The 10,824-nt window shown below is 64.2% G+C and carries 7 protein-coding genes and 1 pseudogene; 6 read left to right on the top strand and 2 right to left on the bottom strand.

Annotated features, from left to right (window positions below; all coding sequences use genetic code 11):
* The first annotated feature begins 267 nt into the window (after positions 1-267).
* From kdpF to CAG34_RS27100, 6 genes are all read left to right on the top strand, one after another.
* Positions 268-357 carry a K(+)-transporting ATPase subunit F gene (gene kdpF / locus CAG34_RS27125; RefSeq protein ID WP_003251485.1) on the top strand — a complete coding sequence of 30 codons (90 nt, stop codon included), beginning with the start codon at positions 268-270 and terminating at the stop codon, positions 355-357.
* 9 nt (positions 358-366) lie between these two features.
* Entirely contained in the window at positions 367-2,061 is a 1,695-nt protein-coding gene (gene kdpA / locus CAG34_RS27120) for a potassium-transporting ATPase subunit KdpA (RefSeq protein WP_085593480.1), read from the top strand.
* A 9-nt stretch (positions 2,062-2,070) separates the two neighbouring features.
* Positions 2,071-4,125 (top strand): potassium-transporting ATPase subunit KdpB, encoded by a 2,055-nt coding sequence (gene kdpB / locus CAG34_RS27115; protein ID WP_085593478.1) that lies wholly within the window; start codon positions 2,071-2,073, stop codon positions 4,123-4,125.
* Positions 4,126-4,135: 10 nt separating this feature from the next.
* The gene (kdpC, locus tag CAG34_RS27110) at positions 4,136-4,687 is read left to right on the top strand and encodes a potassium-transporting ATPase subunit KdpC (RefSeq protein ID WP_085593477.1); all 552 of its coding nucleotides are present in this window, start codon (positions 4,136-4,138) and stop codon (positions 4,685-4,687) included.
* Between the two features lie 156 nt (positions 4,688-4,843).
* The gene (locus tag CAG34_RS27105; protein WP_085593475.1) at positions 4,844-7,498 is read left to right on the top strand and encodes a sensor histidine kinase KdpD; all 2,655 of its coding nucleotides are present in this window, start codon (positions 4,844-4,846) and stop codon (positions 7,496-7,498) included.
* A complete protein-coding gene (locus CAG34_RS27100) occupies positions 7,495-8,190 on the top strand; it encodes a response regulator (protein WP_013973414.1) in 696 nt (231 codons plus the stop codon). Before CAG34_RS27105 ends, CAG34_RS27100 begins: the two co-directional genes overlap by 4 nt.
* 372 nt (positions 8,191-8,562) lie before the next feature.
* Here CAG34_RS27100 and CAG34_RS29535 read toward each other — a convergent pair whose 3' ends face one another.
* Positions 8,563-9,168: a DUF6708 domain-containing protein gene (locus tag CAG34_RS29535; protein ID WP_371858062.1), complete on the bottom strand. Its 606-nt coding sequence runs from the start codon at positions 9,166-9,168 to the stop codon at positions 8,563-8,565.
* 164 nt (positions 9,169-9,332) lie between these two features.
* Positions 9,333-10,824, bottom strand: a pseudogene (locus CAG34_RS27090) (hypothetical protein); the annotation flags it as partial.

Here is a 10,824-nt window from a genome sequence, read left to right as displayed (position 1 = left end):
ACCATGACCGCATCAGGCTGAAACTCAATGGCCTGAGCCCTGTCAGCTACAGGACTCAGGCCACTGGCTAAAACTGTCCAACTTTTCGGGGGCAGTCCACCCTGTGGGAGCGGGTTTACCCGCGAAGAGGCCGGTTCAGGCAACCTCAACCCCCGATCTTTACACCTTCTTTATTCCCATCCCCACCCCCCAATCTCGCCCCTTTACGCCCCTCGCTCGGACAATTTCCCCAAAGCGGCCCAAGCCGCACCACGGGGAGAACCACACATGAACATGCTCGACGGGCTGTCACTGCTGCTGGCAGTGGCATTGGCGTTTTATCTGCTGGTGGCGCTGCTGCGCGCCGATCGCAGCTAGGGAGCGGCCATGCACAGTTACGACTTCGCCTTGCTGTTGGCTTTTTTCGCCATCGTGCTGCTACCGGCACCCTGGCTCGGGCGGTTCTACTTCAAGGTCATGGAAGGCCAGCGCACCTGGCTGTCGCCCCTGCTGGGCCCGGTCGAGCAAGCCTGCTACCGGCTGGCAGGCGTGCGCGCCAGCCAGGAACAGAACTGGCAGCAGTACACCCTGGCCCTGCTGGCCTTCAACCTGGCCGGGTTCCTGCTGTTGTTCGCCGTGCTGCTGTTGCAGGGCTACCTGCCATTCAACCCGCAGCATCTGCCCGGCCAGGAATGGTCGCTGGCGTTCAATACCGCGGTCAGCTTCGTCACTAACACCAACTGGCAGGCCTACAGCGGTGAGGCATCGGTCAGCTATCTGAGCCAGATGCTCGGCCTGACCGTGCAGAACTTCGTCAGCGCCGCCACAGGCCTGGCCGTGCTGGTCGCCCTGTGCCGCGGCATCGCCCGGCGCAGCGCCACGACGCTGGGCAACTTCTGGGTCGACATGACCCGCGCCACCCTCTACGGCCTGCTGCCGCTGTGCCTGCTGCTGGCGTTGCTGCTGGTATGGCAGGGCGTACCGCAAACCTTGGCCGACTACGCCCACGCGGTCACCCTGCAAGGCACCGAGCAGACCATCCCGCTGGGCCCGGCCGCCAGCCAGATCGCCATCAAGCAGCTGGGTACCAATGGCGGTGGCTTCTTCGGGGTCAACTCGGCGCACCCGTTCGAAAACCCCACGGCCTGGAGCAACCTGTTCGAGGTGGCTTCGATCATCCTCATCCCGGTGGCGCTGGTGTTCACCTTTGGTCACTACGTGAAGGACCTGCGCCAGAGCCGCGCCATCCTCGCCTGCATGCTTGCCCTGTTCCTGATCGGGGGCAGCACGGCGTTGTGGTCCGAGTACCAGCCCAACCCGGCCCTCGAGAGCGCGCAGGTACAGCAAAGCGCCCCCATGGAGGGCAAGGAAAGCCGCTTCGGCACCACCGGTTCGGTGCTGTGGACAGTGACTACCACCTCTGCCTCCAACGGTTCGGTCAATGCCATGCACGACAGCCTCAACCCGCTGACCGGCATGGTGGCGATGGTCAACATGATGGTCGGTGAGGTGATCTTTGGCGGCGTCGGTGCAGGGCTCTACGGCATGCTGCTGTTCGTGCTGATCGCGGTGTTCCTGGCCGGGCTGATGATCGGCCGCACCCCGGAATACCTGGGCAAGAAGCTGCAGGCCCGCGAGGTGCAGTTGCTGGTGGCGACCCTGCTGGTGATGCCGGTCGGCGTGCTGGTGCTCGGCGCCATCGCCGCCAGCCTGCCGGGCCCGGCGGGTGCGGTCAGCAACCCGGGTGCGCATGGCTTCAGCCAGCTGTTGTACGCCTACACCTCTGGCACGGCCAACAACGGCTCGGCCTTTGCCGGCTTCGGTGCCAACACGGTGTTCCACAACCTGATGATCGGCCTGGCCATGCTTGTCGGCCGCTTCGGCTACATCCTGCCGGTGCTGGCGCTGGCCGGCTGCCTGGCGGCGAAGAAAAGCGCGCCCCAGGGGCTGAACAGCTTCCCCACCCATGGCCCGCTGTTCACCGGCCTGCTGCTGGTCACCATCCTGCTGGTCGGTGGCCTGACCTTCCTGCCGACCCTGGCCCTTGGGCCGATCGCCGAACACTTGAGCCTGGGTTTTTGAGGACCGACCATGAACATGCCCATTCCTGAAGTACAAGCTCGGCACAGTGCCAAGGACCAGACCCGCTTCGCCGCGTTGTGGCGCCCGGCGCTGGTGCAGGCATTCGTCAAGCTCGACCCGCGCCAGCTCAAGCGCTCGCCGGTGATGCTGGTAGTCGCCCTGACTGCTGTGCTGACCACCGTCTTGTGCTTCGCCCCCGGCAGTGGCGTGAGCACCGGCGTTGCCGTGCAGATCGCCCTGTGGCTGTGGTTCACCGTGCTGTTCGCCAACTTCGCCGAGGCCCTTGCCGAAGGCCGTGGCAAGGCCCGCGCCGACAGCCTCAAGGCCGGTAGCCAGGGCCTGACCGCCCAGCGTCGCAAGCGCGATGGCAGCTACGAGACCGTCGCGGCCAGCGCGCTGCGCAAGGACGATGTGGTGCGCGTGGTAGCCGGCGAAATGATCCCCGGTGACGGCGAGGTGCTCGAAGGTATCGCTGCGGTCAACGAGGCCGCCATTACCGGCGAGTCCGCGCCGGTGATCCGCGAGTCCGGCGGCGACCGCTCGGCGGTGACCGGCAATACCCGGCTGGTCTCCGACTGGTTGTTGATCCGCATCACCAGCAACCCGGGCGAATCGACCCTCGACCGCATGATTGCCCTGGTCGAAGGCGCCAAGCGGCAGAAGACCCCGAACGAGATCGCTCTCGACATCCTGCTGATCGGCCTGACCCTGATCTTCCTGATCGTGGTGGTGACCCTGCAGCCGTTCGCCCACTTCGTCGGTGGCAGCCTGCCGCTGATCTTCCTGGCCGCATTGCTGGTGACGCTGATCCCCACCACCATCGGCGGCCTGCTGTCGGCCATCGGCATTGCCGGCATGGACCGGCTGGTGCGGCTGAACGTCATCGCCCGTTCCGGCCGCGCGGTGGAGGCGGCCGGTGATGTGCATACGCTGATGCTCGACAAGACCGGCACCATCACCTTCGGCAACCGCCGCTGCAGCGCGCTGCACGCCGCACCGGGCATCACCGCCCGCGAGCTGGGGGAGGGCGCCTTGCTGGCCTCGCTGGCGGACGACACCGCCGAGGGCAAGTCGATCGTCGAGTACCTGCGCCAGTTGCATGACTTCGTCGAACCGGCCGCCGGGCAGTTCGAGGCGGTGGCGTTCAGCGCCGAGACGCGCCTGTCGGGCATCGACTTGCAGCAGCACCGCTACCGCAAGGGCGCCGTCGACGCCGTGCTGGCGTTCGTTGGCATGCAACGCCTGGAAATGCCCCAGGCACTGGCCCGTGAAGTGGAGCGCATTGCCCAGAGCGGCGGCACACCGTTGCTGGTGTGCATCGACAAGCGCCTGCTCGGCGTGATCCACCTCAAGGACGTGGTCAAGCCCGGCATCCGCGAGCGCTTTGCCGAGCTGCGCAAGCTGGGCATCCGCACGGTGATGGTGACCGGCGACAACCCGCTGACCGCTGCCGCCATCGCTGCCGAGGCCGGCGTGGATGATGTGCTGGCCGAGGCCACGCCAGAGAAGAAGCTGGCGCGCATCCGCCAGGAGCAGAACGACGGCCGCCTGGTGGCCATGTGCGGCGACGGCGCCAACGACGCCCCGGCCCTGGCCCAGGCAGACGTGGGCATGGCCATGAACGACGGCACCCAGGCCGCGCGCGAGGCGGCCAACATGGTCGACCTGGACAGCGACCCGACCAAGTTGCTGGATGTGGTGCAGGTCGGCAAGGAGCTGCTGGTGACCCGCGGCGCGTTGACCACCTTCTCCATCGCCAACGATGTGGCCAAGTACTTCGCCATCCTGCCGGCGCTGTTCGCCGCCATCTACCCGCAGCTGGGCGTGCTCAACCTGATGCATTTGGCCAGCCCGCAGAGTGCGATTCTGTCGGCCATCGTGTTCAACGCGCTGATCATCATCGTGCTGATCCCGCTGGCGCTGCGCGGCGTGCGTGTGCAGGCGGCCAGTGCGGCGCACCTGCTGCGGCGCAACCTGCTGATCTATGGGCTGGGTGGCATTGTCGTGCCGTTTGCCGGGATCAAGCTGATCGACCTGCTGCTCAATGCCCTGCACCTGGTCTGAGGAGGCCACCATGAATGCTTATGTACGCCCGGCATTGAGCCTGGCCCTGTTGATGACCCTGGTGACCGGCGCGCTGTATCCGTTGGCGGTGACCGGTATTGCCCAGGTGGTTTTCCCCAGCCAGGCCAATGGCAGCCTGGTGCGCGATGACCGGGGCCAGGTGCGCGGTTCGGCGCTGATCGCCCAGGATTTCCAGGGTGATGGCTGGTTCCACGCGCGGCCATCGGCAGGCGCCTATGCCACTGTGGCCAGCAGCGCCAGCAACCTGTCGCCGAGCAACCCGGCGCTGGCCGAGCGGGTCAAGGGCGATGCGGCTGCGTTGTACCAGGCGCAGCAGGGGCCGGTGCCCCAGGCGTTGCTCACCACCTCGGGCAGCGGCCTCGACCCGCACCTGCCGCCGGAGGCCGTGGCCTACCAGATCCCGCGGGTGGCGGCGGCACGGCAGTTGCCGGTGGAGCGCTTGCAAGGCTTGCTGGAAGAGGCCACCCTCCACCCATTGATCGGCCCGCCGGTGGTCAATGTGCTGGCCTTGAATCAGGCCTTGGAAAACCTCAGCCATTGATAGATGACTTGAGGGGCTAGCAGGGACCCTGTGGGAGCGGGTTTACCCGCGAATGCGTCGGTGGCGCTACTACTGCATTCGCGGGTGAACCCGCTCCCACAGGTACGGTGTTTGTCCCTGGATTTGCTGCTTGCTGGAAATAGCAAAGGATGAAAGATGAGTGACTCCGCCCGCGCAGACGCGCTGTTGGCTACCCTCCCGCGAAGCGGCCGGGGGCGGTTGAAGGTGTTCCTTGGCGCCGCCCCCGGCGTCGGCAAGACCTTCGCCATGCTCCAGGCCGCCCACGCCCAGCAACGCCAGGGCGTGCAGGTGCTGGCCGGTGTGGTCGAAACCCATGGCCGTGCCGAAACCGAGGTATTGCTCGCAGGCCTTCAGCAGCAACCCCTGCTGCGCAGCCAGTACCGCGGCGTCACCCTCGAGGAAATGGACCTGGACGGCCTGCTCAAGGCCGCGCCGGCCCTGGTGCTGGTCGACGAACTGGCCCACACCAATGCGCCCGGCAGCCGCCACGCCAAACGCTGGCAGGACGTACAGGAACTGCTGGCCGCCGGCATCGATGTGTACACCACGGTCAACGTCCAGCACCTGGAAAGCCTCAACGACAAGGTCCGCGACATTACCGGCGTGCAAGTGCGCGAAACCCTGCCGGACTGGGTACTGCAGGAAGCCTTCGAGCTGGTGCTGATCGACCTGCCACCCCGGGAGCTGCTCGAACGCCTGCGCGAAGGCAAGGTGTACGTGCCCGAGCAGGCGCGGGCCGCCATCGATGCGTTCTTCTCGCAAACCAACCTTACCGCCCTGCGCGAACTGGCCATGCAGACCGCCGCTGCCCAGGTGGATGCCGACCTGGCCCACGGTTATCGCCAACGCGGCCAGGAAGCCCCGGCCCTGCGTGGGCGCTTGCTGGTGGGCGTGGATGGCGACGACCAGGCGGAACGTTTGGTGCGCCATGCCAGCCGCGTGGCGCAACGCCGCCACCTGCCCTGGAGCCTGGTGCACGTGGACAACGGCCGCCTGCGCGACGAAACCGCGCGCCAGCGCCTGCAAGCTGCCCAGCAACTGGCCGAACGCCTGGGCGGGGAGGTGGTACTGCTGCGTGCCGGCGAAGTGGTGCGCACGCTGATCCAGCATGCCGCCGAACGGCGGGCCAGCCTGGTGCTGGTCGGGCAGTCCCGCGACCGCCTGCGCCGGCGCCTGTTCGGTGCCGGTGTGGCCGCGCGGCTGCTGCGCGAAAGCCACGGCCTGGAAATCAACGTGCTGGACCGCGACGCGCAGCCGCAAGCGCCGCGTTCGGCGGTGCGGCGGGTGTGGGTCTGGCGCCATTACCTGCTGGCGCTGCTGGCCACGGTCATGGCCGCGGGCCTGGCCTGGGCGGTGTCGAGTGTGCTGGCCCTGCCCAACATCTCGCTGGTGTTCCTGGCCGCGGTGTTGCTGGTGGCGGTGCGCAGCAGCCTGGGGCCTGCGCTGGCCTGCGCGGTGCTGTCGTTCCTGACCTACGACTTCCTGTTCATCCCGCCCAATCTGTCGTTCAGGATCCAGCGCGAAGAAGACGTGCTGACCTTGGTGTTCTTCCTGTTGATGGCTGCACTCACCGGCAACCTGGCTGCGCGCCAGCGCCGCCAGTTGCAGGCGCTGCGCGAGACCCAGGCGCAGACCAACCAGTTGCTCGACCTGTCGCGCCGGCTGACCGTGGCCACCGACCGCCAGGCGGTGTTCAACGCCGCCGGCCAGCACCTGGACGGTTGGCAGGACATGCAGGTGTGCCTGCTGGAGCGCAATGTCGAAGGCCAGTTGCAGGTGGCCAGCGGCGAAGCCCATGCCTTCAGCGATAACGAACGCGCCGCCGCAGAATGGGCCTGGCAGCACGGCCAGGCCGCCGGTCATGGCAGCGACACCCTGCCCAATGGCCGCTGGTGGTGGTGGCCGCTGGCGGTGGATGAGCAGCCCTTGGCATTGCTCGGTGTGCGCCCACGTTCCGGCCAGCCGCTCAGCGACCCGCGCCGGCGCCTGCTCACTGCCCTTGGTCAGCCACTGGCCCAGGCCCTGGCCCGCGCGCGCCTGGCCGAACAGCTGGAGGCCGCGCGCCTGCATGGCGAAACCGAGCAGCTGCGCAGCGCCTTGCTCGCGTCCGTTTCTCATGACTTGCGCACCCCGCTGACCGCCATGCGCGGCAGCATCGACAGCCTGCTGGCGTTGGGCGAGGCGATCCCCACCGCCGACCGCCGCGAACTGCTGGAAGGTACCCGCAACGAGGCCGAACGCCTCGACCGCTACATCCAGAACCTGCTCGACATGACCCGCCTGGGCCACGGCGGCCTCAAGCTGGCCCGCGACTGGGTGGCCCCGGCCGACATCGTCGGCAGCGCGCTCAACCGCCTGCGCGCGGTGCTGGCGCCGCTGCGGGTACACACCGATGTGCCGGCCGAGCTGCCGTTGCTGTTCGTGCATGCGGCGTTGATCGAGCAGGCGCTGGTCAACGTGCTGGAAAATGCCGCGCGCTTCTCGCCAGCCAATGGCCGGCTGGAGCTGCAGGTGTCGGTGCAGGATGCCCTGTTGTGCTTTGCCGTCAGCGACCAGGGCCCCGGCATTCCCGTGGATGATCGCGAGAAGATCTTCGACATGTTCTACACCGCCGCTCGCGGCGACCGCGGCGGGCAGGGCACCGGCCTGGGCCTGGCGATCTGCCAGGGCATGATCGGCGCCCATGGCGGGCAGATCCTGGTGGGCGAAGGCATCGATGGCCAGGGCACCAGCATCACTTTATGCTTGCCGCTGCCTCCTCAACCTGAAACCGAAAGCGAAACCCCATGAGTCAGTCCGCCACCCTTCTGGTCATCGACGATGAACCGCAGATCCGCAAGTTCCTGCGTATCAGCCTGGCCTCGCAAGGCTACAAGGTGCTCGAGGCCGCCACCGGCGCGGAAGGGCTGGCCCAGGCGGCGTTGGGCAAGCCGGACCTGGTGGTGCTTGACCTGGGCCTTCCGGACATGGACGGCCAGCAGGTACTGCGTGACCTGCGCGAGTGGAGCGCGGTGCCGGTGCTGGTGTTGTCGGTGCGCGCCAGCGAAGTGCAGAAGGTCGATGCGCTGGATGGTGGCGCCAACGACTATGTGACCAAGCCGTTCGGCATCCAGGAGTTTCTGGCGCGGGTGCGCGCCTTGCTGCGCCAGGTGCCGCAGGCCGGTGGCTCGGAAGTGGCGGCCAGTTTTGGGCCGCTGATGGTGGACTTTGCCTTTCGCCGGGTGACCCTGGATGGCGTGGAAGTGGCGCTGACCCGCAAGGAGTATGCGCTGCTGGCGCAACTGGCCGGGCACCCGGGGCGGGTGATTACCCAGCAGCAACTGCTCAAGGATATCTGGGGGCCTACCCATGTGGACGACACCCATTACCTGCGGATCGTGGTCGGGCATCTGCGGCAGAAGCTGGGCGATGACCCCACGGCGCCGCGGTTCATCATCACCGAGCCAGGGGTGGGGTACAGGTTGGTGGCGCCGACCATGTAACCCCTGTGGGAGCGGGCGTGCCCGCGAAGAATCCAGCGCGATGCATGGCACCGGCTGCGCCGGTGTTCGCGGGCATGCCCGCTCCCACAGGGTCCCTGCTAATTCAATGAGTCATGTGCAGTCCAAGAGAGATTGCCCAGCCCTATGGGCTGCGCTGTCGCGTAGAAAACTGAATTCGCAAGCGGCCCGCGTACCCTGTGGGAGCGGCTTTAGCCGCGAAGAATCCAACGCGGTGCATGGCACCGGCTGCGCCGGTGTTCGCGGCTGAAGCCGCTCCCACAGAGTCCCTGCTAATTCAATGAGTCATGTGCAGTTCAATGAGAGCTGGCATGCCGGCGATGGGGCCAGAGCAAGCAGCGCAAGACAGTAAGCTCAGGGGGCGGTTCTCGACTCCAGATCCATTTCCGCTGGCCACTCTACTCGGGGTGCCAGGCGCAGGGCGAACTCACACCAGAGCACATCGTTGTGATCCTTGGGGGGGGCGGGTGGTGGCAGGGCTGAGGGGCCTTCCTGCATGTAGGTGCAGATGTAGGCCCAGGCATGCTGGTCGGCACCCATCGTAACCAGAGGAAAACGGTCGATGACATTGTTTGTGCCAGGTGCAACGATGGAGAGTGTGACACCCGATTTGAAAATTAACCCACCGTTTGGCAGTGCGCCGGTCTGGGACCAGCGCTCGGCGCGGACTTGGGACCAGTCGTAGCAAACTGTTTCTACTTTCCAGTTCGTGAAGGGGTTCCACCAGCAGTACTTGAAATTGTACGCATACAATTTTTTACGTACTCGGTTGAAGCGAAGGGGTTCATCTCGGGGTGGGGATATGCTTGCTCGAAGGCAAAATACGGATGCCCATACTCCGCATGCAAGTATTAATATGTCAACTAGCACGGATTCGAAGTCTCTCTGCTCCAAGTTGGAGTTTATGAAACTGAGCAGAGGGGTGGTGATGGCGATAGTTGGAAGCGAAAGTAAAGCCATTACTTCTCTTGCCCAACCGAGGGGTCTGGGTACTTCAAGGTAGATAAGATCCTGATGGTTAGGGGATTGATTGCCCAGGCTGGCTTCGGTCGCAATGGGAATGTCAGGATGGGGTAGGTCCTCTATCCATCCTGTACATGGCGGGTTAAGGTGCGGGCGGGCCATTAGAATAGACTCCTTAGCGAGGACAGATTGTTTTCTCTCATTGTCACTTTTGCATAACCTGACATGTCATGCTTGTTGGGCCAATAAGTGAGCGTTAGCTCAATAGCTTTTGTGCAATGGTTTTCCAGTAGTGGAATTGAAGTGCTGATGTGCAGGGTCTTATCGGTGGTTTTAAAAATTATTCGTTCGCTGACGCTTTCAGGGCTAGCAAAGGTTTTTTGGGTTTCTTCGGGCACGTATTCGACTACTTTTGGATGTGAACTATTACCGGAGAGATAAAAAGGCAGTCGATTTTGCCCTGCTGGGTACACAGTCAGTTGCCATTTGTACTGTGCGTCTTCAGTGCTGAAATTTGGCAAGCTTATGTACAAATCGAGATAAAAACCTGCCGCGACAGCAGCGTCATCGCTGATGAAGGCTTTTGTTTGGTCTAGCGTGTACGTACTGTGAGTTGGTTGAAATCTTGTCTCAATTGAAGCCTGCGCTTGAACTCCCAAGGCTGCCGCGTTCAGTGAGCCAATTGCGGTATCCAGATCTTGTGGATTCATCCAGCGACGATGTTCCTCTGGTGTTCCCCATCTACTGTGTCGGGACCAAAGCTCTAATAGTGAAGATTCTTGATTTTTGGCATCCATCGCCAGCGTATAGGCTGCCAGACCAAGGATGATCGTAAAGCCTAAGGGACCGAGTAGCGAACTTGCGAATAATGCCGAGTAAATACCAGAGACAGTGGAAACTGTAGCAAGCACGGCCGCGCGAGCGTACTGGTTTGCAGAGGTGCTGTCCCCTTGGTTATTAGTTCTGGCGAGCGCATTCACGTATTGCACTGCATCCATGGCATTGGCGAGTGCAGCGATGGCGCCGCCATACTTGGCTAGGTTCTTTCCTAGTAAGGCTGTGGTTACCGTTCCGGGCCACGGTATCTTCGGTCGTACAAGTGTGACAGCAAGCCCTGCCGCTTCGACACTCACTCCCAACAACCCAAGCGATGAAGACCAGATCGCCGCAAGCGCCTCCGGATTGTTCTGATGCATCTCCTGCAACGCCCGATAGTTCTTGCCCAGGCTGTCCTGCTGGAACCATATGCCCCCCAAGGCAAACAGCAGCTTCACGCTTTCGTTACTCGCTGCAGCATCCCGCAGGCTGCGCATCGCATCGCTTGCCACGCTTTGCGCGGCCGTAGAACTGATCTTCAAACCACCCGTAACCTGCGCACGCAGCGTACCCGCACCAATCGCAATATTGCGTACCAGCGCCCCGACGCCACCGGCTGCACCTTCGCGCAACTGCACCAGCCGCGCCTGTAAACTTTCAGCACTTTCCAACGTCCAGAGCATCACTTCGATCATCTGGCTACGGTTACCCGTTGCCGCAATATTGATCGCGCCACTCAGCACCATGGCCCGCACCTTGCGGCCCAGTGGGTCACGGAACTGCTTGTCTACCTGCTGCAGAAACGCATCGGTCCGCGCCTCCAGGGCTTCATTGAGC

Origin of the sequence: Pseudomonas sp. B14(2017), from assembly GCF_002113255.1 — a bacterium.
GTDB classification, from domain to species: domain Bacteria; phylum Pseudomonadota; class Gammaproteobacteria; order Pseudomonadales; family Pseudomonadaceae; genus Aquipseudomonas; species Aquipseudomonas putida_Z.
The sequence above is the reverse complement of the archived record's forward strand: the minus strand, read 5'-3'. Positions and strand labels throughout refer to the sequence as shown.